19 protein-coding genes are annotated in these 22,501 nt (G+C 68.9%); 15 read left to right on the top strand and 4 right to left on the bottom strand.

What is annotated here, in order from left to right; all coding sequences use genetic code 11:
- Positions 1-6: 6 nt before the first annotated feature.
- The 5 genes from QWY76_RS15395 (at position 7) to QWY76_RS15375 (ending at position 4,680) form a co-directional block, all read left to right on the top strand.
- Positions 7-810, top strand: coding sequence for an enoyl-CoA hydratase/isomerase family protein (locus QWY76_RS15395; RefSeq protein ID WP_290312179.1), 804 nt, complete (start codon positions 7-9; stop codon positions 808-810).
- A gap of 40 nt (positions 811-850) precedes the next feature.
- Positions 851-2,128 (top strand): benzoate/H(+) symporter BenE family transporter, encoded by a 1,278-nt coding sequence (locus tag QWY76_RS15390; protein ID WP_290312178.1) that lies wholly within the window; start codon positions 851-853, stop codon positions 2,126-2,128.
- 26 nt (positions 2,129-2,154) lie between these two features.
- The gene (locus QWY76_RS15385) at positions 2,155-3,129 is read left to right on the top strand and encodes an XdhC family protein (protein ID WP_290312177.1); all 975 of its coding nucleotides are present in this window, start codon (positions 2,155-2,157) and stop codon (positions 3,127-3,129) included.
- The gene (locus tag QWY76_RS15380) at positions 3,119-3,715 is read left to right on the top strand and encodes a nucleotidyltransferase family protein (RefSeq protein ID WP_290312176.1); all 597 of its coding nucleotides are present in this window, start codon (positions 3,119-3,121) and stop codon (positions 3,713-3,715) included. The genes QWY76_RS15385 and QWY76_RS15380 overlap by 11 nt, the downstream gene beginning before the upstream one ends.
- 104 nt (positions 3,716-3,819) lie before the next feature.
- Positions 3,820-4,680 (top strand): helix-turn-helix transcriptional regulator, encoded by an 861-nt coding sequence (locus QWY76_RS15375; RefSeq protein ID WP_290312174.1) that lies wholly within the window; start codon positions 3,820-3,822, stop codon positions 4,678-4,680.
- 40 nt (positions 4,681-4,720) lie between these two features.
- Here QWY76_RS15375 and tsaA read toward each other — a convergent pair whose 3' ends face one another.
- Positions 4,721-5,446 carry a tRNA (N6-threonylcarbamoyladenosine(37)-N6)-methyltransferase TrmO gene (gene tsaA / locus QWY76_RS15370; protein WP_290312172.1) on the bottom strand — a complete coding sequence of 242 codons (726 nt, stop codon included), beginning with the start codon at positions 5,444-5,446 and terminating at the stop codon, positions 4,721-4,723.
- A 92-nt stretch (positions 5,447-5,538) separates the two neighbouring features.
- On the opposite strand from tsaA, the gene QWY76_RS15365 reads away from it, so the two are divergent.
- The gene (locus QWY76_RS15365) at positions 5,539-6,087 is read left to right on the top strand and encodes a GNAT family N-acetyltransferase (RefSeq protein ID WP_290312171.1); all 549 of its coding nucleotides are present in this window, start codon (positions 5,539-5,541) and stop codon (positions 6,085-6,087) included.
- Positions 6,088-6,091: 4 nt separating this feature from the next.
- Here the strand turns inward: QWY76_RS15365 and nadC are convergent, their stop codons facing one another.
- On the bottom strand, positions 6,092-6,943 hold the full coding sequence (gene nadC, locus QWY76_RS15360) for a carboxylating nicotinate-nucleotide diphosphorylase (RefSeq protein ID WP_290312170.1): 852 nt from the start codon (positions 6,941-6,943) through the stop codon (positions 6,092-6,094).
- 77 nt (positions 6,944-7,020) lie between these two features.
- On the opposite strand from nadC, the gene ampD reads away from it, so the two are divergent.
- The 6 genes from ampD (at position 7,021) to QWY76_RS15330 (ending at position 15,133) form a co-directional block, all read left to right on the top strand.
- Complete coding sequence (ampD, locus tag QWY76_RS15355) at positions 7,021-7,590, top strand: 1,6-anhydro-N-acetylmuramyl-L-alanine amidase AmpD (RefSeq protein WP_290312169.1); 570 nt, start codon at positions 7,021-7,023, stop codon at positions 7,588-7,590.
- A 336-nt stretch (positions 7,591-7,926) separates the two neighbouring features.
- On the top strand, positions 7,927-10,599 hold the full coding sequence (gene aceE / locus QWY76_RS15350) for a pyruvate dehydrogenase (acetyl-transferring), homodimeric type (protein WP_290312168.1): 2,673 nt from the start codon (positions 7,927-7,929) through the stop codon (positions 10,597-10,599).
- A gap of 70 nt (positions 10,600-10,669) precedes the next feature.
- Positions 10,670-12,679: a pyruvate dehydrogenase complex dihydrolipoyllysine-residue acetyltransferase gene (gene aceF / locus QWY76_RS15345; protein ID WP_290312167.1), complete on the top strand. Its 2,010-nt coding sequence runs from the start codon at positions 10,670-10,672 to the stop codon at positions 12,677-12,679.
- A gap of 243 nt (positions 12,680-12,922) precedes the next feature.
- Positions 12,923-13,579, top strand: a complete 657-nt coding sequence (gene adk / locus QWY76_RS15340; RefSeq protein ID WP_290312166.1) for an adenylate kinase — start codon at positions 12,923-12,925, stop codon at positions 13,577-13,579.
- An 88-nt stretch (positions 13,580-13,667) separates the two neighbouring features.
- Positions 13,668-14,372 carry a tRNA (adenosine(37)-N6)-threonylcarbamoyltransferase complex dimerization subunit type 1 TsaB gene (gene tsaB / locus QWY76_RS15335; protein ID WP_290312165.1) on the top strand — a complete coding sequence of 235 codons (705 nt, stop codon included), beginning with the start codon at positions 13,668-13,670 and terminating at the stop codon, positions 14,370-14,372.
- On the top strand, positions 14,369-15,133 hold the full coding sequence (locus QWY76_RS15330) for a class I SAM-dependent methyltransferase (RefSeq protein WP_290312164.1): 765 nt from the start codon (positions 14,369-14,371) through the stop codon (positions 15,131-15,133). The genes tsaB and QWY76_RS15330 overlap by 4 nt, the downstream gene beginning before the upstream one ends.
- 7 nt (positions 15,134-15,140) lie before the next feature.
- Here QWY76_RS15330 and plsB read toward each other — a convergent pair whose 3' ends face one another.
- Positions 15,141-17,579 (bottom strand): glycerol-3-phosphate 1-O-acyltransferase PlsB, encoded by a 2,439-nt coding sequence (plsB, locus tag QWY76_RS15325; protein ID WP_290312163.1) that lies wholly within the window; start codon positions 17,577-17,579, stop codon positions 15,141-15,143.
- 133 nt (positions 17,580-17,712) lie between these two features.
- Between plsB and QWY76_RS15320 the strand changes: the two genes are divergently transcribed.
- Positions 17,713-18,834: a phospholipase D-like domain-containing protein gene (locus QWY76_RS15320; protein WP_290312162.1), complete on the top strand. Its 1,122-nt coding sequence runs from the start codon at positions 17,713-17,715 to the stop codon at positions 18,832-18,834.
- A gap of 59 nt (positions 18,835-18,893) precedes the next feature.
- On the opposite strand, the gene QWY76_RS15315 is transcribed toward QWY76_RS15320, so the two are convergent.
- Entirely contained in the window at positions 18,894-19,544 is a 651-nt protein-coding gene (locus tag QWY76_RS15315) for a YecA/YgfB family protein (RefSeq protein ID WP_290312161.1), read from the bottom strand.
- A gap of 141 nt (positions 19,545-19,685) precedes the next feature.
- On the opposite strand from QWY76_RS15315, the gene QWY76_RS15310 reads away from it, so the two are divergent.
- The gene (locus QWY76_RS15310; RefSeq protein ID WP_290312160.1) at positions 19,686-20,246 is read left to right on the top strand and encodes a SprT family zinc-dependent metalloprotease; all 561 of its coding nucleotides are present in this window, start codon (positions 19,686-19,688) and stop codon (positions 20,244-20,246) included.
- Between the two features lie 162 nt (positions 20,247-20,408).
- On the top strand, positions 20,409-22,358 hold the full coding sequence (gene acs / locus QWY76_RS15305; RefSeq protein ID WP_290312159.1) for an acetate--CoA ligase: 1,950 nt from the start codon (positions 20,409-20,411) through the stop codon (positions 22,356-22,358).
- Positions 22,359-22,501: the final 143 nt, after the last annotated feature.

Genomic DNA, 22,501 nt, shown 5'->3' with positions numbered 1-22,501 from the left:
CAAGACATGACTACCACCGACGTGAACACCATCCTGGCCAGCGACTTCGACGGCTTCAGGGTCCAGGTCGACGCCGAGGCCGAGCGCGCCGACATCATCCTCGGCCGTCCACCGCTCAACGTGATCTCGATGCCCCAGCGCGACGAGTTGCGCCGCGTGTTCGAGGCGCTGGATGCCCATGATGGCGTGCGCGTCATCGTGCTGCGCGCCGAGGGCGAACACTTCTCCAGTGGTGGCGACATCAAGGGGTTCCTCGAGGCCTCGCCCGAACATGTCTCGAAACTGGCCGACAACGTGGCCGCTCCGGCGCGCTGCTCGAAGCCGGTGATTGCCGCCAATCGTGGCTACACCTTCGGCGTCGGCTTCGAGTTGTCGTTGGCCTGCGATTTCCGCATCGCCTCCGAGACGACCCTCTATGCCCTGCCGGAGCAGAAACTGGGGCAGATTCCGGGTTCCGGAGGCTCGGCCCGCCTGCAGAAGATCATCGGCATCGCCCGAACCAAGCACATGGTGATGCGCGCCAAGCGCATCGGCGGTGCCCAGGCGCTGGCGTGGGGGATCGCCACCGAGTGCGTGCCCGATGACCAATTGGAGAACGCTACCCAGGCGCTGGTGGATGAGTTGCGCGGCTTCTCGCCGCTCGCCCAGCGCACCGCCAAGCGCCTGATCAACGACAACGAGGATGCCCCGCTGTCGGTGGCCATCGAGATGGAAGGCCACTGCTACAGCCGACTGCGCACCTCCAGTGACTTCCGCGAGGGTGTCGAGGCCTTCCACGGCAAGCGCCGGGCCGTCTTCACCGGTGAATGATCGGTATCCCATGACATAACAACAACGCCAGGAGAATCCCATGCGAGCACACGACAACAACGGGGCCAGCCCCACGCCGAGCGCAGACGTGGGCGCCAAGCGTCCGCTGCTCAAGGACCTGACCCGGGCCTTCACAGCCAAGTCGATCAGTGCCGGCATCGTCGCGGCGCTTTTCGGTTGCTCGGGGCCGGCGCTGATCGTGATCAGTGCCGCCGAGGCCGGCAACCTGAGCAATGGCCAGACCGTGGCCTGGCTGTTCGCCATCTACTTCCTGGGTGGCCTGATCAGCCTGATCATGGCCTTGCGCTATCGTCAGCCGATCACCGGCGCCTACTCGATTCCCGGGGCGGCGATCATGATCACCGCCCTGGCGACGATTCCCTTCACCGAGGCGATCGGCGCCTTCATCATGAGTGGGGCGATCGTGTTGGCGCTGGGGGTCAGCGGGGTAGTCGGGCGCATCATGCGCTGGCTGCCGATGCCGATCGTCATGGCGATGATCGCCGGCGCCTTGATCCGCTTCGGCATCGGCGCGGTGAACTCGGTGGGGGCCGCACCCTGGATCGCCGGTACGGCGGTGGTGGCCTTCTTCCTCAGCTCGCGCTTCATCAAGGCGGTGCCACCCGTGCTGGTGGCGGCGGTGGTCGGCCTCGGCGTCGCTCTGGCGATGGGTGCCGTGCAACCCGCCGACGTGGATATCGCCTTCGTCGCGCCGCAGTTCACCGCACCGAGCTTCACCCTGGGTGCCTTCCTGGCCATCTCCGTGCCGCTGGCGGCACTGGTGATCGGGGCCGAGAATGCCCAGGCCATGGGGGTGCTGCTGGCCGAGGAGTACCGTCCCCCGGTCAATGCCATGACCATCATCAGCGGTATCGGTGGCATGCTCGCCGGCCTCCTCGGCGGCCACAACGCCAACATCGCCGGGCCGATGACCGCCATCTGCTCCTCCGAGCAGGCCGGCGACGACAAGAGCACCCGCTATGGTGCCACCCTGGTGAACGGCGTGCTGTTCTGTGCCTTCGGCCTGTTTGCCGGTGCGGCGGTGCCCGTCATCCTGGCGTTGCCCAGCGCCCTGATCGGCAGCGTGGCCGGCCTGGCGATGATCGGCGTGCTGTTGGCGGCCTTTCAGCATGCCTTCTCCCGGCATCGCGGCCATCAGATCGGTGCCTTCGTGGCGCTGGTGGTGGCGATGAGTAACATCACCCTGCTGGGAATCAGCGCCCCTTTCTGGGCACTGGTCTGCGGTATCGCGGTCTCCCTGCTGCTGGGCGAGAAGACGCTCGATCCCGAGGCAGAGAAGACCCAGGTCGCAGACTGAACGCGGCGGAGCAGGAGGGGGGAGTGATGCACGACCTCGATACCCAGGTGATCACCCAGGCGCTGGCCTGGGTCCGCGATGGCCACCCCATCTGGCTATGCACCGTGCTCTCGACCTATGGCTCGGCGCCCCGTGGGCCGGGCTCCATGCTAGTGGCGCGTCGCGACGGTCAGTGTGTTGGCTCGCTATCCGGTGGCTGTGTCGAGGAGGCCTTCCTCGAGGAAGTCGTCGCCGGCGACTTCAAGCGGCCGGTGACCCTGCGTCGCTACGGCGAAAGTCGCGAGGAGAGCCGACGCCTCGCCCTGCCCTGTGGTGGGGTACTGGAGGTGCTGATCGAGCACCGCGCTGCCGACGATGCCTGGCTGGCGCATCTCGAGGCGCTGCAACTGGCCCTGCAGGGACAGCGCCGGCTGAAGCGTCGGGTCGATCTCGAGTCCGGCACCGTGCGAGCCGATAATGATGAGGAGCCTGGAGGGCCGAGCGTGGTACGGCACCCCGGGGCGGTCGATATCCGTATCGGGCCCGTGTTGCGCCTGCTGCTGGCCGGCATCTCGCCGGTGGCCGAGGCCTGTGCCGGCTTCGCCAAGATGTTGGGTCATGAGGTCATCGTCTGCGACCCCCGCCCGGAAATGCGCGAAGGGTTCAGTGTCGACGGGGTGACGGTGGTGCCGCAGTTGCCGTCGGCCTTCATCGCCGCCGGGGGCTGCCATGCGGCAACCGCGGTGGTGGCCCTGACCCACGATCCGCGCATCGATGATCTGGCCATGATCGAGGCGGTGCGTACCGAGGCCTTCTACATCGGCGTGATGGGTTCACAGCGGACCTCGGATGCCCGTGCCACACGGCTGATGCGCTCGGGAGGGCTGTCCCAGGCAGAGATCGAGCGGATCCATATGCCTATCGGCCTCGCCATCGGCAGCAAGACCCCGGCCGAGATCGCCCTGGCCGTGGTAGCGGATATCGTACGGGTCTACCACGGAAAAGCGCGCGATGCCCTCTGACGCCGTCGTTGCCCTGGTATTGGCGGCCGGTCGGGCGCGCCGCTACGGCAGCGACAAGCGCCTGGCGCACCTGCCACAGCGTGGCCCGCTGCTGGCCGCCACGCTGGCGACTCTCCGGCCACATTTCGGCGAGATCCGGGTGGTGCTGGGCATCGAGGACGATCCCGTCCATCTGGGCATTGCCAAGGATATCGGCATTATTGTTGCCGATACGGCAGAACAGGGCATGGGGGCCAGCCTCGCCGCCGGCATCCGCGCACTGAGTACCGAGAGCCAAGCCCTTGCGGTGGCGGTGATGCTGGGCGATATGCCTTGGTTGAGCGAGGACACCTTTGCTCTATTGTGCTCAAGGGCTAGTGATCGGGCGATCGTGCGGCCCTTCTATCGGGGGCAGGGTGGGCACCCGGTGCTGTTCGGCCGGTGTTTCTGGGGCTCGCTCGAGCAACTGACCGACGACGAGGGAGCCCGCAGCGTGGTGCGGCGGCATCGGGATGCCTGTATCGAGATCAAGGTTCAGGACCCGGGCGTCATGGAGGATGTGGACAGGCCAGTGGATCTTGCCTGGGCAAGGCGTAGTGGCCGCTGAGTGACTCGCCATCGACTTTGGTCTGGCTGTGGCCGGTGCACGGGTAAGAGATGGTACGCTGGCTTGTACCAGCATGCCCTTACACTTCCACTAACGAGGACGTCATGTCGAGTGCCCACCGCATCTTGCATGGCGAGTTTGGTCGCGTTGCCCTGCTGGACATGGACGAGTCGCTGGTGCCCCACGCCCATTCCGAATGCCATGTACTGCTCAAGGTCTCCGGGGAGGATACCTACTTCTCGGTGCGCGATCGCCGGCTGCCGCTGACCGACAGGACGGCGGTGCTCATCAACGCCTGGGAGCCGCACTTCTACGATCACCAGAGCGGTGCCGCCGACACCCTGATCCTGGCCCTCTACATCGAGCCGAGCTGGCTGGCGGCCTTGCAGCGTGGACTGGCACTGAGTGGCCGACCCGACTTCTTCTCCAGCCCCTGCATCGAACTCACGCCCCGCATGCGGGATCATGCGGACCTGCTGATCGATGCCATGTTCTCTTTCGGGCTGGTGCCTCAGGACAGGCTGGAAGAGCTGCTTTTTGATTTGCTTATCGGGATCACCGAGAAACATTCTGACTGGCGCCACCTGGCCAGGCTGCGAGTGGGTGTTGCCAGCGACTTCTACGATGCCCGCATTCGCCAGGCGAGCCAGTTCATTCTCGACCATCCCCAGGGGGAACTGGACATGGAAGGCATCGCCCGCCAGTGCGGCCTTTCCCGGGCGCATTTCTTTACCCTCTTCAAGAAGAACACCGGCATGACACCGCAGATGTTTGCCAATATCGGCAAGATGCAGATGGCGTTCCACTGCCTTTCCAACAATCGCCCCGGCACCCTGGGCAACTTGTCGGAATCCTTGGGGTTCTCTGAACAGGGCCACTTCACTCGCTTCTTCCGACGCCATATCGGGGCCTCGCCCAGCCAGTACCAGAAGGTGATCGATGACTATTCTGCCCGTGCATCATGAGGCGTCCGAGAGAGGCAGGCAATGACGACGCTCTGAGGGCCTATGCCCAAGGGACCACCATGAGCACTCGCAACTGCACGATGCCATTTTCTCCGGCCACGGCGCGGAAACGCACGTCCACGTCGCGCAGGCGGAGCCCGTAGATCCGGTCCTCAGTCCCCTTGCGGTAGGCCGGGCGGGGATCCTGGGCCAGCACCTGGGCGATCAGCGCGCGCAGGGTGTCGCCGTCGGTCCGGGCGGCGAGGGCGGCTTCGGCCTCGGCCGTGAAGGTGACCGGCAGTGCGGGCGGGGCCGCCGGGGCGAAGCCGGCCCGGGCCTCGGGGCGGGCCTCGGCCCAGGGCAGGTAGGGCTTGATGTCGAGTACCGGGGTGCCGTCCACCAGGTCGGCCCCGCGCAGCGTCAGGCTCACCCCGGCGCGCGTGTCGATGGCGACGAGTTCCACCAGCGACAGGCCCAGGCGATTGGGGCGGTGGGTGCTGCGGCTGGCGAAGACCCCCACCCGGGCATTGCCCCCCAGGCGCGGCGGCCGCACCAGGGGCGTCCAGCGCTCGGGGCTCAGGTGGAAGACGAAGGTCAGCCAGAGGTGGCTGAAGGCCTCCAGGCCGCGCACCGCCAGCGGGTCGTCGAAGGGCGGCGCCAGGACCAGGCGGGCGCGGGCGGCCTCGGCCAGCCCGGGCTGGCGCGGGATGCCGAACTTGTCGGGAAAGTCGCTGGCGATATGCCCGATGGGCGTCATCGGCAGGGCGGCGGCAGAAGGGGCGGGCATGGCGGGTCCTGGTGGCGGTCGCCGTCGGGCATTGGCCCGGGCGTTCGGCTTCGGTAATCTCGGGGCGTCACCATTCTCGCAGGAAGCCCCTTATGCGTCATGCCGACCCCGTTTCCCCGGCGCCCCTGGACGCTCCGGTCGCCACCCGGCCGCCGCGTATTCTCTATCGCCGCGCGCGGGTCCAGGACGGCACCGACCAGGCCGAGGTCTTTCGCCACGCGGTCATGCAGGGGGCCATGGCGCACTACACACTGGCGGCGCGGGAGGCATGGGCCGCGGTGCTGCCCCGCGAGGGCTGTGCCTGGGTGGCGCGCCAGGCCCTCTATACCACCCTGGTGGCGACCCGTGACGGACGCTGCGTGGGCTTCATCGAGATCGACTCGCGGCGTCACCACGTCGAGTCCCTCTATGTCTGGCCCTCCCTGGCCCGCCGCGGCATCGGCTCGACCCTGCTGGCGCACGCCGAGCGGCTGTTGCGGGAGCAGGGGGTGACGCGCCTGGGTATCGACGCCAGCCTGGTGATGGCCGACGCGCTGGAGCGCCGTGGCTGGCGGCGGGTGCGCGAGGAGTGGGTCGAGCGGGGCGGCCAGCGGCTGTGCCGCCGGCATCTGGTGAAGTCGCTGGAAGCGTCGGGTGGCTGAGCGCTCAGCCGTCCTGCTCGATGATGCGCATCGACAGGTCGATGGCCTTGACGTCCTTGGTCAGGGCGCCGCTGGAGAGGCAGTCCACCCCGGTCTCGGCGATGGCCCTGAGGGAGGTCTCGTCGACATTGCCCGAGGCCTCCAGGGTGGCGCGGCCGCCGCTGCGCTGGACCGCCTCGCGCATGTCCTCCAGCGAGAAGTTGTCGAGCATGATCACGTCGGCACCGGCGGCCAGCGCCTGGTCCAGTTCCGCGAAGGTCTCCACTTCCACCTCCACCGGCAGGTCCCGGGCGATGCGGCGGGCCTCGTCCACGGCGGCGGCGATCCCGCCGCAGGCGGCGATGTGATTCTCCTTGATCAGGAAGGCATCGAAGAGCCCGATACGATGGTTGTGCCCGCCGCCGCAGGTCACCGCATACTTCTGGGCCAGGCGCATGCCGGGCAGCGTCTTGCGGGTGTCCAGCACGCGCACCCCGGTGCCCGCGAGCAGGTCCACGTAATGGCGGGTGCGGGTGGCGGTGGCCGAGAGGGTCTGCAGCAGGTTGAGGGCCGCCCGCTCACCGGTCAGCAGGGCGCGGGCCGGTCCCTCGAGCTCGAGGAAGGCGTCGCCGGCGGCCACCCGGTCGCCGTCGGCGGCCTGCCAGCGCAGCGTGACCCGGGTGTCGAGACGTCGGAACAGCTCGTCGACCCAGGCCACCCCGCACAGCACCGTGTCCTCCCGGGTGATCACCCGGGCCCGGGCCCACTGTCTCTCGGGAATCAGCTCGGCGGTGATGTCACCGGGGCCGACGTCCTCGGCCAGCAGTCGGGCGGCGCTGTCACGGATCTCTTCGGCAAGGGCATCCTGGTAGTGCATGGTGGGCCTGTCTCTGTGCTGGGAAGCTGGGGACGTCCATTATAGGGGAAATCCAAGCACCGACGTCAGGGGGAAAGATGCCGATTCACCAGGGCTGGCTCGAGGGCGCCCGCCGGGTGCCGTCACCCAATCAGGACAGGCGCCCGGACGGCGAGGTCTCGCTGCTGGTGCTGCACTCCATCAGCCTGCCGCCGGGACAGTTCGGCGGCGATGCGATCGAGCGGCTGTTCACCAACTGCCTCGATCCCGCCGGCCATCCCTTCTTCACCGCGATCGCCGGCCTCAGGGTCTCGGCGCACCTGCTGATCCGCCGCGACGGCGAGTGCGTGCAGTTCGTGCCCTTTCAGGCGCGCGCCTGGCACGCCGGTCGCTCGCGTTGGCGGGAGGGCGGCGTCGAGCGCCGGGCGCTGAACGATTTCGCGGTAGGCATCGAGTTGGAAGGGGACGAGGTGTCCCCCTACACTCAGGCCCAGTACCGGGCCCTGGCGACGGCCACCCGGGCCTTGCAGGCGCACTATCCGGCGCTCACGGCCGAGCGCATCACCGGCCATGCCCATGTCGCGCCGTTACGCAAGAGCGATCCCGGGCCGGCCTTCGACTGGGCCTACTTTCGTCAGCAGCTGGTGGCGGCCGACATTTATGCGTAATAAAACATGCATAATATCGTGCGCTCCTCGCCGGCTGCCACGGGTGGTACGGCCTGGCTGGGGCCTTTCTCGAGCGCCTGCGTTCAACGTGAGGCCCCGGCTGACCAGTGACTGGGCGGCCCTCTGCTTTTTTTGAAAATATTTTTCAATCTTGCTCTAATTGGCAGCCGCGAGCGTTTGCGGTATCTTCGGCGCACCCACCGACATGGGTCGCGTTGACTTGTAAAACGACTACAACCTAGGACAACGGCGTGGAGGTGATCCCTCCTGACCGTCATTAAAACGCCACACCCCAGCTGCGGGAGCAGAGCCGCAGCGTCATTCGGAGAGACGTCTATGAGTCTTGAGACACGAGAAGATCTCGATCCGGTCGAAACCACGGAATGGCTGGATTCCCTGGAATCGGTACTGGATCGCGAGGGCGAGGAACGTGCCCGGTACCTGATGACCCGCCTGGCCGACCGCGTGCGCCGCGACGGCATGCAGGTACCTTTCTCGGTGACGACGCCGCATCGCAACACCATCCCGGTGCACCGCGAGGCGCCGATGCCGGGCGATCTCTTCATGGAGCGTCGCATCCGGTCGTTGATCCGCTACAACGCCATCGCCCAGGTGATCCGCAACAATCGCGCGAACCCGGGCCTCGGCGGCCACATCGCCAGCTTCATGTCGGCGGCGACCCTCTACGACGTGGGCTTCAACCACTTCTTCCGGGCTCCCAACGGCGACTTCGAGGGTGACCTCGTGTACATCCAGGGCCACGTGGCGCCGGGGATCTATGCCCGTGCCTACCTGGAAGGGCGCCTGACCGAGGAGCAGATGGACAAGTACCGCCAGGAGGTGGACGGCGACGGCCTGTCGTCCTACCCGCACCCCTGGCTGATGCCGGACTTCTGGCAGTTCCCCACCGTGTCCATGGGGCTGGGACCGATCCAGGCGATCTACCAGGCGCACGTGATGAAGTACCTGCACTCGCGTGAACTCAAGGACATGCACGATCGCAAGATCTGGTGCTTCATGGGCGACGGCGAGTGCGACGAGCCGGAGTCCCTGGGTGCCATCCACCTGGCGAGCCGCGAGAAGCTCGACAACCTGATCTTCGTCATCAACTGCAACCTGCAGCGCCTCGACGGCCCGGTGCGCGGCAACTCGCGGATCATGGACGAGCTCGAGGGGGTGTTCCGTGGCGCCGGCTGGAACGTCCAGAAGGTCGTCTGGGGCCGCCTGTGGGACCCGCTGTTCGAGAAGGACAAGAAGGGCGTCCTGCAGAAGCGCATGGACGAGGCGGTCGACGGCGAGTACCAGAACTACAAGGCCCTCGGCGGCGCCTACACCCGGGAGCACTTCTTCGGCAAGTACCCGGAGACCGCCGAGATGGTCAAGGACCTGTCCGACGAGGACATCTGGAAGCTCAACCGCGGCGGCCACGACCCGTTCAAGGTCTATGCGGCCTACCACGAGGCGACCCAGAACGCCAACGGCCGGCCCACCGTGATCCTGGCGCACACCGTCAAGGGCTACGGCATGGGCGGCGGCGAGGGCGAAGCCGCCATGGAGGCCCACCAGGTCAAGACCATGGAATACGAGGCGCTCAGGACGTTCCGCGACCGCTTCGGCATTCCGCTGTCCGACGAGCAGCTCAAGGAGGTCCCGTACTACAAGCCCGAGGATGATTCCCCGGAGATGAAGTACATGCATCTCCAGCGCGAACGCCTGGGCGGCTACCTGCCGAGCCGCCGCAGCGACTTCGAGTCGCTGCCGATCCCGTCGCTGGAGGACAAGACCTTCGCTTCCCAGACCGGCGGGTCCAAGGGCCGCGAGATCTCCACCACCATGGCCTTCGTGCGCATCCTCAACGGCCTGGTCAAGGACAAGAAGATCGGCGACCGCGTGGTGCCGATCATCCCCGACGAGGCGCGCACCTTCGGCATGGAGGGCATGTTCCGCCAGCTCGGCATCTACACTTCCGAGGGCCAGAAGTACGAGCCGGTCGACAAGGGCCAGATCATGTTCTACCGCGAGGATCAGAAGGGCCAGATCCTCGAGGAGGGCATCAGCGAGGCCGGGGCCATGTCGGCCTGGATCGCCGCGGCGACCTCCTACGCCAACAACGCCACCACCCTGCTGCCGTTCTACGTCTACTACTCGATGTTCGGCTTCCAGCGCATCGGTGACCTGGCCTGGGCCGCCGGCGACATGCAGGCGCGCGGCTTCCTGGTCGGCGGTACCGCCGGTCGCACCACCTTGAACGGCGAGGGACTGCAGCACCAGGACGGTCACAGCCTGCTCCAGGCGTCGATGATCCCCAACTGCCGCAGCTACGACCCGACCTACGCCCACGAGGTCGCGGTCATCGTCCAGGACGGCCTGAAGCGCATGTTCTCCGACAAGCAGAACTGCTTCTACTACCTGACGGTGATGAACGAGAACTACGAGCAGCCGGCCCTGGAGGAGGTGCCCGCCGAGGACATCATCAAGGGCATGTACCTGCTGCGCGAGACCCAGGGTGACAAGGGACGCGTCCAGCTGCTGGGCTCGGGCACCATCCTGCGCGAGGTCGAGGCCGCCGCCGAACTGCTCGCCGAGGACTGGGGCGTGGGTGCCGACATCTGGAGCGTGACCAGCTTCAACGAGCTGCGTCGCGAGGCCCTCGAGATCGACCGCCAGGCCTTCCTCAAGCCGGCCGACGAGCCCGGCAAGCCGCACGTCACGGCGTGCCTCGAGGGGCGCCAGGGCCCGGCGATCGCCTCCACCGACTACATGAAGCTGTACGCCGACCAGGTCCGCGCCTGGGTGCCGACCGACTACCATGTGCTCGGCACCGACGGCTACGGCCGCTCCGACACCCGCGAGAAGCTGCGTCACTTCTTCGAGGTCAACCGCTACTTCGTCACCGTGGCCGCGCTCAAGGCGCTGGCCGGGCGCGGCGAGATCGATCGCAAGGTCGTCGGCGAGGCCATCGAGAAGTATGGCATCGACCCCAACAAGCCCAACCCGCTTGAGGTGTGAGGCGTCGACCACCGGTGGCATGGCGGGCCCGTCGGGCCCGCCCCCGTCAAGAGTTTGAAGGAGCGCGACCTTGAGTAGCGAAATCATCAAAGTGCCCGACATCGGTGGCGATACCGATGTGGAAATCATCGAGATCGCGGTGTCGGAAGGCGACGTCATCGAGCCCGAGGACACCCTGATCACCCTGGAATCCGACAAGGCCTCCATGGACGTGCCCGCCCCCAAGGGGGGCAAGGTGCTGAAGGTGCTGGTCAAGGAGGGCGACACCGTCTCCGAGGGGGACGATATCGTCGAGATCGAGGCCGAGGGCGGCGGTGATGCCGATGGCGAGGCCGGTGAGACCGCCGAGGCCCCGGCCGCCGAGCCCGAGCCGGCGTCCGAGCCCGAGGCGCCGGCGGCCAAGCGTGCCGGCGGCGGCAGCCGCACCGTCGACATCACGGTGCCCGACCTGGGTGGCTCCGCCGATGTGGAGATCATCGAGGTGGCGGTGGCCGAAGGCGACGAGGTCGCCGAGGAAGACACCCTGATCACCCTGGAGTCCGACAAGGCCTCCATGGACGTGCCGAGTCCCCATGCCGGCAAGATCGTCAGCCTGACGGTCAAGGAGGGCGATACCGTCTCCGAGGGCGACGTCATCGGCTCCATGCAGGTCGGCGCCGCCGGCGACGAGGCCGAGGCGCCCGCCAAGGCTGCCGCGTCCGAGACCCCGGCACCCGAGCCCCAGGCGGAACCGGCGTCCGAGGCGGCGGCGAGTGGCGCGCCCGAGCGTCGCGAGGTGCGCGTACCCGACCTGTCCGGCTCCAGCGACGTGCCGGTGATCGAGATCGCCGCCAGCGTCGGCGACTCGGTCGACGAGGAAGACCCGCTGATCACCCTGGAATCCGACAAGGCCTCCATGGACGTGCCGAGCCCCTTCAAGGGCACGCTGGTCGAGCTCACCGTCAAGGAGGGCGATACCGTCTCCGAGGGTGACCTGATCGGCTATATCGAGACCGCCGGCGCCAAGCCCGCGCCCAAGGCCGCTGCGCAGAAGAGCGCGGCGAAGGCCGAGGCGACGGCCGGGACGTCCACGGCCGTCGCCGAGAAGCAGGCGGCCGCCCCGGTGGGACGACCCAGCCCCGAGGCCCAGATGGCGGCCCACAAGCCCCGCGATAGCAAGCTGGTGCATGCCGGTCCGGCGGTGCGCATGCTGGCCCGCGAACTCGGCGTCGACCTCGGCCTGGTCAAGCCCAGTGGTCCCAAGGAGCGGGTGCTCAAGGAGGACGTGCACGCCTACGTCAAGCAGGTCATGGCCGCCCAGACCCAGGCGCCGGCCGCCGCTCCCGCGGCCGCGGCGGGTGGCGGCGGCATCCCGCCGATCCCCGACCAGGACTTCAGCCAGTTCGGCGAGGTCGAGGAGAAGACCATGGGGCGCCTGATGAAGATGGGCGCCACCAACCTGCATCGCAGCTGGGTCAACCTGCCCCACGTGACCCAGTTCGACGAGGCCGACATCACCGAACTGGAGGCCTTCCGCAAGTCGATGAAGGCCGAGGCCGAGGCCCAGGGGGCCAAGCTCACGCCGCTGCCCTTCCTGATCAAGGCCTGTGCCTTCGCGTTGCGCAAGTACCCGCAGTTCAATGTCAGCCTGAAGAGCGATGGCGAGACCGTGGTGCACAAGAAGTACGTGCATATCGGCATCGCCGTGGACACCCCGGATGGCCTGATGGTCCCGGTGATTCGCGACGCCGACAAGAAGTCGCTGATCGAGCTGGCCAAGGAGTCCGTGGCGCTGGCGGGCAAGGCCCAGTCGAAGAAGCTCAAGCGCGAGGAGATGACCGGTGGCTGCTTCACCATCTCCAGCCTGGGCTCGATCGGCGGCACGGCCTTCACGCCCATCGTCAACGCCCCGGAGGTCGCCATCCTCGGCGTTTCCAAGGCCTCCATGAAGCCGGTGTGGGACGGCGCGGCCTTCCAGCCGCGACTGACCATGCCGCTGTCGCTGTCCTACGACCACCGAGCGGTCAACGGCGCCGATGCGGCTCGCTTCACCGCCTTCCTCGGCCAGGTGCTGACCGACATCCGTCGCCTGCTGCTCTGATCGGGAACGGGTGAACCACGACCGACGGCGCCACCAGGCGCCGTCGGCGTTTCTGCCCGGCTCGGCACGGCGAGCCGACCAAAGTGCTAGTTGCCCCTTAATGCCTTGAGCTAAAGGGGTTTTTTGTCTTTCGGACGGCCACTGCGGCCGTCCGTCGCTTGTCTGGCGAAGATGGCCCGGGTATCGTGCGCTTCATTCCATTTGTCGTCTGTGCGTTTCTCATCACCTCAAGGAGCAATTTCGATGCGTTTGATCCTCTTGGGCGCCCCGGGTGCCGGCAAGGGCACCCAGGCCCAGTTCATCTGCGAGCGCTTCGGCATTCCGCAGATCTCCACCGGCGACATGCTGCGGGCGGCCGTCAAGGAAGGCAGCGAGCTGGGTCTCAAGGTCAAGGAGATCATGACCACCGGTGGCCTGGTCTCCGACGACCTGATCATCTCCCTGGTCAAGGAGCGCATCGCCCAGCCGGACTGCGCCAACGGCTTCCTGTTCGACGGCTTCCCGCGCACCATCCCCCAGGCGGATGCCATGAAGGACGCCGGCGTGAAGATCGATCACGTCCTGGAGATCGCCGTGCCCGACGAGGAGATCGTCAATCGCCTGGCGGGTCGCCGTGTCCATCCGGCCTCGGGCCGGGTCTATCACGTCGACCACAATCCGCCCAAGGAGGAGGGCAAGGACGACGTCACCGGCGAGGCGCTGATCCAGCGCGACGACGACAGCGAGGCGACCGTGCGCAACCGCCTGGCGGTCTACCACGACCAGACCGCGCCGCTGGTCGAGTACTATCAGCAGTGGGCCCGGCAGGACCCGGCCGCCGCGCCGGCCTATCACCGGGTCGAGGGCGTCGGCAGCGTGGATGACATCACCAGGCAGGTGATCGACGCCCTGGAGGGCTGATCCCGCCCCGTCTCGCCTCACGACGGCCCGCATCCGCGGGCCGTTGTCGTATAATGCCCCGACATTTTTCGCCACTGCGTGACTCCCCATGCCCATCCTGCTGGCCCTGGATGCCTCCTCGAGCGCCTGCTCCGCCGCCGTGCTGCACCGCCGCAACGGCCAGGCGGACACGCTGATCTCCCGCTTCGAACTCACCCCCCGCGCGCATACCCGCCGCCTGCTGCCGATGGTCGACGAGGTCCTCGGCGAGGCCGGGGTGGCGCCCGCCGACCTGGATGCGGTGGCCTATGGCCGGGGGCCGGGCTCCTTCACCGGGCTGCGCATCGCCGCCGGGACCGCCCAGGGCCTGGCATTCGGCCTGGACCGCCCCCTGCTCGGGATCTCGACCCTGGCGGCGCTGGCCCTGGGCGCTCATCGTCGCCACCATTACCGCTACCTGTTCACCGCCCTGGATGCCCGCATGGGCGAGGTCTACGCCGCGGCCTGGCGCTGCCAGGAAGGCCGTGTCGAGGCCCTGGCGGCGGAGGCGGTGCTGCCGCCCTCGCGGCTATGCCTGCCCCCCGGCCATGCCGACCATGACTGGGTGGGCGTCGGCTCCGGCTGGGCCCTGTGGGAGCAGATGCCGCCCCAGGTCCAGGCCGGCCTGAGCCAGTGCCTGCCCGAGATGGACCCCGCCGCCGAGGACATGGTGCTGCTGGCCGCCGAGGCCTTCGCCGCCGGGGAGGGACGACCCGCCCACGAGGTGCAGCCGGTCTATCTGCGCGACCGGGTCGCCTGGCAGAAGAGCCGATGAGCGGCGTGGCGGTCGAGGGTGACGCCGCCCTGGCCGATCGCTGGGGGCTGCCCGGCCGCGAGAGCCCGGACGGGGCCGAGGCAGCGCTGGTGCTGCGCCGCGAGAACGGCCGGCTGGTGCTGGCCGGCGACCCCCGCGCCTACGGCAAGCCCCTGGCGGTCGACTTCGTCGCCGGTCGCGCGGCCCATCGTCGTCGCTTCGGGGGCGGTCGGGGCCAGCTCATCGCCCGGGCCTGCGGGCTGGCCAGGGGCGTGACGCCCTCGGTGGTGGATGCCACGGCGGGGCTCGGCCGCGATGCCTTCGTGCTGGCCGCGCTGGGCGCCGAGGTGCTGATGATCGAGCGGGTCGCGGCCATCGCGGCGCTGCTCGAGGACGGCCTGGCTCGCGCCCGGGCGGACGCGGATACCGCGGAGATCGCCGCGCGCATGCACCTGGCCCGTGGCGACGCCGGGCGTGATCTCGCCTCCCTGGTGGCGGGTGGCGGCGTCGCACCCCAGGTCATCCACCTGGACCCGATGTTTCCCCATCGCGAGAAGTCGGCGCTGGTCAAGAAGGAGATGCGCCTGTTCCGGGCGCTGGCCGGGGACGACGCCGATGCGCCCCGCCTGCTCGAGGCGGCACTCGACGTGGCCACCCACCGGGTGGTGGTCAAGCGACCGCGCAAGGCCCCGCCCATCCCCGGCCCCGCCCCGCGGCATGTGCTGGAGGGCAAGACCAGCCGCTATGACCTCTATGTCCATCGTGCCCTGACCCCGCCCTGAGTACGTCTCAGGCCTCTTGCTGGCGAGCGACCCGCTGCAGGCGATGGCGCAGCGCCGGGGCGAACAGCGCCCGGCTGCGGCTGGCGGTCTCGCGCAGCGCCCGGGTGTAGTGCAGCCGTCCCGCGTCGATCCACAGCCAGCCCTCGGCCTCCAGACTCGCCACCAGCCCGGCGAACAGCCGGGCATCGAAGAACTCCGGTGCCGCCCGTCCGGTGAGCTGGGCCAGGCGCTCGGCCAGCTGGCGGGCATGGTCGCCGAGGGTCCCGGCGGTGAAGTGGCCGGGGGGCCCGCCGAGCAGCGCCGAGAGCAGCAGGTAGCCGCGTTCCAGCGAGGGCTGCATCAGCCGGCCGAGCATCCTCAACTGCTCGTCGGCGGTCAGCGAGGCCGGGCGGCGCCAGCCGTCGCCGTCACGTTCGAGCAGCCCCGCCGCGCCGAGCTGGGCCAGGACCTCGTCCAGGGCGGCGCGCAGCGAGGCCGGCGACTCGAGGGACAGCTCCCTGGCCAGCACCGGCCAGATCGGCGCGAGCAGGGCCTCGAGGTCACCGGGGCCATGGTAGGCATGGTGGCGGAAGGCGAAGGCCGTGATCCCGGGCAGGGCGAAGAGGTGCAGCACGTTGTTGCGGTACCAGCCGAGCAGGCTGGCCTGGCGCTCATCCGCGATGACGATGTCGCCCAGCGGGTGGGGGCGATAGGCGATCAGCCCCAGCGCGCGGGCCTCGTCGAGCCAGTCCCGGGGGCTGCCCGCCGGCAGGCCCCGCTGGGGGCCGCCGGGCCGCGGGCGACGCAGGTCGACGAGCAGCGCCAGTTGGCGGTCCAGGAGATCGGCCTCGATGGCATGGTGGGGGGTCGCCAGCAGGCCCAGCGCCACCAGGTTGACCGGGTTGAGCGCCGCCGCGGCGTTGATGCGCCGGGTCAGGGCCTCGCCGAGTGGCGGGACCACCTCGTCGAGCCAGGCCGGGCGCCCCTCGCCGGCGGCGTCCCGCCAGCCCGGACGCTGGTGGTCGAGGAAGGCCGCCAGCTCCAGCGGCTCGCCGATGTTCACGGCGACGCGCCCATGGGGCTGGCGCAGCCGCCCCAGGACCCGCAGCAGGCCCAGCGGGGTCTCCTTGCGCTTGCGACGGCCGGCGAGCTCACGCTGGTAGGTGACGTCTTCCAGGACCCGCTCGTAGCCGATGTAGACCGGCACGAAGGCCAGCGGCTGGGCGCCATGGCGGCGGCTGCGCAGGAAGGAGCCGAGGGTCATGGCCAGCATGCCCGGTCGCGCCGGCAGCATCCGACCGCTGCGCGAGCGGCCCCCCTCGATGAAGTACTCCAGGGGATGGCCCGCGGCCAGCAGGCGATGCAGGTATTCGTTGAACACCGCGGCATAGAGCGGTTGGCCGCGAAAGCTGCGGCGCATGAAGAAGGCCCCGCCGCGTCGCAGCAACGGGCCGACCAGCGGCATGTCCAGGTTGCGGCCCGCGGCGATGTGCGGCGGCATCAGGCCATGGTCATGGAGCACGTAGGACAGCAGCAGGTAGTCGATATGGCTGCGGTGGCAGGGCACATAGACCAGGGTGTGGTCGCCGGCCAGGGCCTTGATCGCTTCCAGCCCCTGGACATCGACGCCGTCGTAGAGACGGTGCCACAGCCGGCGCAGCACGCCGTGCAGGAAGCGCATCACCGGGTAGCTCATGTTCGAGGCGATCTCGCGGCCATAGCGACGGGCGCGTCGCCGCAGACGGGCTCGGGCCCGCGGGTCCTCGCCGGCGAGCTGCTCGATGACCCGGCGGATCCCGGGGCTTCCCACCACCCCCTCGACCAGGGTGCGGTGGTGGGAGAGGTCCGGACCCAGCACTTGGGTGCGGATGCGGCGGAAGTGGACCCGCAGCAAGCGGGCGGCCTTGCGGTTGGTGAGCGCCGGCTCGCGGCCGTCATCGAGCTCGGAGAGCCGCAGCGGGGCGCCGAAGTGTACCTCCACGTCGCGGCCATTCACCGCCACCGAGAGCAGCCGGCGCAGCCGGCCGGTGAGCCGCCAGCTGTCGGCGGCCAGCAGGTGCCAGAGGCCGAAGCGCTTGCCCGGGGCGCGCCCCCAGAAGACGCTCACCGGCACCAGCTGGATATCCTGGGGCAGGGCGCGGCTGGCGGCGATCAGCGCCTCGAAGGGCGCCGCGCCATGGGGGGGGCGGGGCCAGAGGCGGCGGCGCAGTGACGGCAGAGCCAGCCGCGCCCGCAGCTCGTGCTCGCCCAGACGCCGCCGGGTGTCCGCCGGCGGCAGGCCATGGCGGTGGGCCAGCGACTCCAGCAGCAGGGCATCCGAGAGGGACGGCCGGGGCAGTACATAGACGGTGGGCAGCATGGGGTCGAGCCCCAGCGCCTCCGGGGCCGGCTCGATCCGGCGCACCTGAACCCAGGCCGTGAGCAGTCGCCGCAGCGGGGCGTGCAGTGCGCTGAGCGGGGAGGCCATCCGGATGCCCCTGTGAGGAATGAGAGGCCAGTATAGCGAGGCGGCTCGGGCGGGTCAGGCGTCCCGGCTTTTCGCGCCGCCGCAAACGTGCGTCAATACCGGCAGTCACGGCGGACAGGGAAGGGGGCGGGCCATGCACGGCATATGGCGAGACGGCAATCACTTCCAGCTGCTGCCGGAGGCGGCACGCTTCCTGCCGGCCATGTTCGAGGCGGTGGATGGGGCCCGTCACTCGATCCTCATCGAACTCTACCTGATGGAGTCCGGGCGGCTGGCCACGGCGCTGATCGAGGTCCTGCGGCGGGCCGTGGAGCGGGGCGTGAGCGTGCTGCTGCTGCTCGACGGCTATGGCGCCATGGGGCTCGAGGCGGCGGATCGCCGCCGGCTCGAGGCGGGCGGCGTGGCGCTGCGCTGGTTCAATCCCCTGGGCCTGCATTCCCTGGCACGCAACCTGACCCGCGACCATCGCAAGCTGGTGGTGGTGGACGGCGAGGTGGCCTTCACCGGCGGCTTCGGCGTCGTCGACGAGTTCCTCGATGCCTGGTACGAGGTGGCGATGCGCATCGAGGGGCCGGTGGTGGCCGACTGGGCGCGGCTGTTCTGCGCGCTCTGGGACTCGCCGATGACCCGGGGCGCCGGTGCCCCCGAGCTGGTGCACGGCCTGGGCGTCGCGACGGGCACCGACGACGGTTACGGCGGCATGCGCGGGCGAGTGGTCTGGGGCCAGGGCTATCGCTACCAGGCCATCCGCCATTCGCTGCAGCGCCAGGTGAGCGGGGCGAGACGGCGCATCTGGATCTGCACGCCCTACTTCGTGCCGACCCTGAGCCTGCGCCTGCGCCTGGCGCGGGCCGCCCGCCGCGGCGTCGAGGTCTGCCTGCTGCTGCCCGGCGAGAGCCACGACCACCCGGGCGTGCGCTATGCCGGTCAGCGCTTCTACGGGCGCCTGCTGCGGGCCGGGGTGCGCATCTTCGAGTTCCAGCCGTCGTTCATCCACGCCAAGTTCACCCTCGCCGACGACTGGGTCAGCCTGGGTTCCTGCAACTTCGATCACTGGAGCCTGCAGTGGAACCTGGAGGCCAACCAGGAGGTGGCAGATGCCCGCTTCGCCGAGGAGGTGGCGGCGCTGTTCCGGCGCAACTTCGCCGCCAGCCACGAGATCCACCACGCGCTGTGGCTGCGCCGTCCCCGCTGGCAGCGCCTCAAGGAGTGGCTGTTCGGTACCCTCGACGGCCTGCTGACGCGGCTGAGATGAGGGGAGAACGCGGCTACGCCGCTGAAGAGAGAAGAAACCGGCGAACCCTGACTTCCCTCTTACTTCCTGCGCTTGCCGCGTCCCGCCGGCGCCTTGCGGCGGGGCTTGGGCTTGGGCGTCTCGGGGGGCACCCGGTAGTGCAGGTAGAGGTCGAGCACCAGCTCCGGCAGCTGGGCCACCAGCGCCTCCAGCCGCTCGCCGTCGTTGGCCAGCTCGGCCATGTCCGGCTCCTCGGCGAACAGCCCCGAGAGCAGCATGAAGGGCAGCAGCAGGGTGGCGGCGGCCTCCTCGTCGTCGGCGAACCAGGCCGTCTCGTCGAGGAACACCCCCTCCATGAAGCCGGCACACCAGTCGCCGATAGGCGTCTCCTCCGGGGCCAGGCCGCCCAGCTCCAGGTCGAAGGGCAGCTCGGGCAGGCCGCCGCCCTCGAGCACCTCGATGGCGTTGTGGCGTAGCGCCTCGAGCCGCCCGAGCGTGGCCTCGCGCTCCGCCTCGTCGGCGAAGCTCGGCTCGCCGTGGAACAGCTCGGCCAGCCAGGTGGCGGCCGGCACGTCGCTCGGGGCCACCGCCAGGGCGACCAGGAAGCCGTGGGCCCCGATCAGGTCCAGGGCATCGGCATCGACCCGCTCGGACTCGAGGAAGTCGTCGAGCCGGTCCAGGGCCTCGTCATCGAGCAGGGGCAGGGGCTGGGGCTTGTCGGTGTCGGACATGGGGTCTCTCGTCGGCTGTCTCGGGCGGCGGGCGTGGGGGCGGTCGGCGAACCGGGGGTTCCCGGCGCGGTGCCGGCTCGTGCGTCGCGCCGGGCCGTGTTCCCTTTACGCCGCGGGCGCGGAGCGCCATTCTAGCATCCCATGACCACGCCCGCCCTGCCGACACCCGATCCCCACTGGCTTGCCGCCCTCGACCGGGCGGCCAGCCAGCACGCCCTGCATGAGCGGGTCGAGGCCGCCTGGCGGTTGTGTCGCGAGGTGCATCCCGGGCTGCCGCGCCCCGGGGTGTGGCTCGACCTGCGCGGCAAGGGCGCCGGCCAGGCGCATTTCGGGCGAGGCGGCCTGCGCTTCAACCCGGTGCTCTTCGACGAGAATCGCCTGGCCTTCCTGGTCGAGGTGGTGCCCCACGAGATGGCCCACTGGCTGGTCCACCACCTCGACGATGGCCACCTCGCCCGTCCCCATGGCCATGAGTGGCAGACGGTGATGCGCCGGCTGTTCGGCCTGCCGCCACGGGTCACCCACCGCTTCGATACCGGCCGCGCCAGCCCCGCGCCCCATCGCTACCGCTGCGGCTGCGGCGAGCATGCCTTCACCTCCCGACGCCATGCGCTGGCCCGCTCGGGGCGCGCCTATCGCTGCCGGCAGTGCGCCGAGACCTTGGTCTATAGTGGCCGGGCGGTGTTTGAAAATGGCTCTTAACCCATTGTTATAAAAAAGGAAATTGTTCATACCAATGTCTAAGGGGAAGTAGGGGCGCGGGCGGTTTATGCTGGGACTACCTTAATGGCGTCGGCGGTACCAACAACAACGCCGCCGGCTTCATCAACCTGAAGGGGCCACCCCGAGGACAGAGGCATTTCCATGAGTGATCAGCAGCACGTCTATCCGGTACGTGAGGACTTCGCCGCCAAGGCATGGGCCGACAAGGCGACCTACCAGGCCATGTACCAGCGCTCCCTGGATGATCCGGAAGGCTTCTGGGCCGAGCAGGCCGAGCGCCTCGACTGGTTCACGCCACCGACCAGCATCAAGCACACCGTCTTCGATACCCATGACGTCGACATCCGCTGGTTCGAGGATGGCACCCTCAACGCCAGCGTCAACTGCCTGGACCGTCACCTCGAGACCCGTGGTGACCAGACCGCCATCATCTGGGAAGGCGACGATCCCCAGGATTCCAAGACGCTGACCTATCGCCAGCTCCACGAGCGGACCTGCCAGCTGGCCAATGCCCTGAAGTCGCTGGGCGTCGCCAAGGGCGACACCGTGACGCTCTACATGCCGATGATCCCCGAGGCCGCCATGGCCATGCTGGCCTGTGCCCGGCTCGGCGCCATCCACTCGGTGGTGTTCGGCGGCTTCTCCCCGGACGCCCTGGCCCAGCGGGTCAAGGACGCCGGTTCCAAGGTGGTGATCACCGCCGACGAGTCCGTGCGCGGCGGCAAGCGAGTGCCCCTCAAGGACAACGTCGATGCGGCGCTGACCCGCGAGGGCACCGACGTGGCCGAGACGGTGCTGGTGGTCCAGCGCACCGGCGGCGAGATCGAGTGGCAGGACGGCCGCGACGTCTGGTACCACGACCTCGTCGACCAGCAGTCCAGCGACTGCCCGGCCGAGCCGATGGGCGCCGAGGATCCCCTGTTCATCCTCTACACCTCCGGTTCCACCGGCGCGCCCAAGGGCCTCAAGCACACCACCGGGGGCTACCTGCTGCACGCCGCCATGACCCACCAGTACGTCTTCGACTACCAGGACGGCGAAGTCTACTGGTGCACCGCCGATGTCGGCTGGGTCACCGGCCACAGCTACATCGTCTATGGACCGCTGGCCAACGGCGCGATCTCGCTGATGTTCGAGGGCGTGCCCAGCTACCCGACCAACGGCCGCATGGGCGAGGTGGTCGACAAGCACCAGGTCAACATCCTCTACACCGCGCCCACCGCGGTCCGCGCCCTGATGGCCCACGGTGACAACGTCATGGACTCCAGTAGCCGGGACAGCCTGCGGCTGCTGGGTTCGGTGGGCGAGCCGATCAACCCCGAGGCCTGGGAATGGTTCTACCGGGTGATCGGCAACGAGCGGTGCCCCATCGTCGACACCTGGTGGCAGACCGAGACCGGCGGCATCATGATCGCCCCGCTGCCGGGCGCCACCGACCTCAAGCCGGGGTCCGCGACCCTGCCGTTCTTCGGCGTGCAACCGGCGCTGGTCGACAACGAGGGCAACCTGCTCGAGGGGGCCACCGAGGGCAACCTGGTGATCCTCGACTCCTGGCCGGGCCAGGCGCGCTCCATCTGGAAGAACCACGAACGCTTCCTGCAGACCTACTTCACCACCTACCAGGGGATGTACTTCACCGGTGACGGCTGCCGTCGCGACGAGGACGGCTACTACTGGATCACCGGCCGGGTCGACGACGTGCTCAATGTCTCTGGCCACCGCATGGGCACCGCCGAGATCGAGTCCTCCCTGGTGGCCCACGAGGCCGTGGCCGAGGCCGCCGTGGTCGGTTTCCCCCATGACATCAAGGGGCAGGGCATCTACATCTACGTGACCCTGGCGGATGGCGTGGAGCCCAGCGACGCGCTCAAGAAGGAGCTGACCCAGTGGGTGCGCAAGGACATCGGGCCGATCGCCTCGCCGGATGTCATCCAGTGGGCCCCGGGCCTGCCGAAGACCCGCTCGGGCAAGATCATGCGCCGCATCCTGCGCAAGATCGCCGCCAACGAGTGCGATGGCCTGGGCGACACCAGCACCCTGGCGGACCCGTCGGTGGTCGAGGAGCTGATCGAGCATCGCGCCATCAAGTGACCGCGAGCGGGGGCCCCGCCTGGCCGGGGCTGCCCGTCGAGAGGTCATCCGAGCCGGCCCACGTGGCCGGCTTCTTCATGGCCCGTCGAAAAATGTCGACAATACCCGCCAAGCGCTTGGGCATCGCCTCGGCCATGGGGTAA

This window comes from Halomonas maura (assembly GCF_030409305.1).
Taxonomy (GTDB): Bacteria; Pseudomonadota; Gammaproteobacteria; order Pseudomonadales; family Halomonadaceae; genus Halomonas; species Halomonas maura.
This window is presented reverse-complemented; position numbering and strand designations above follow the sequence as displayed.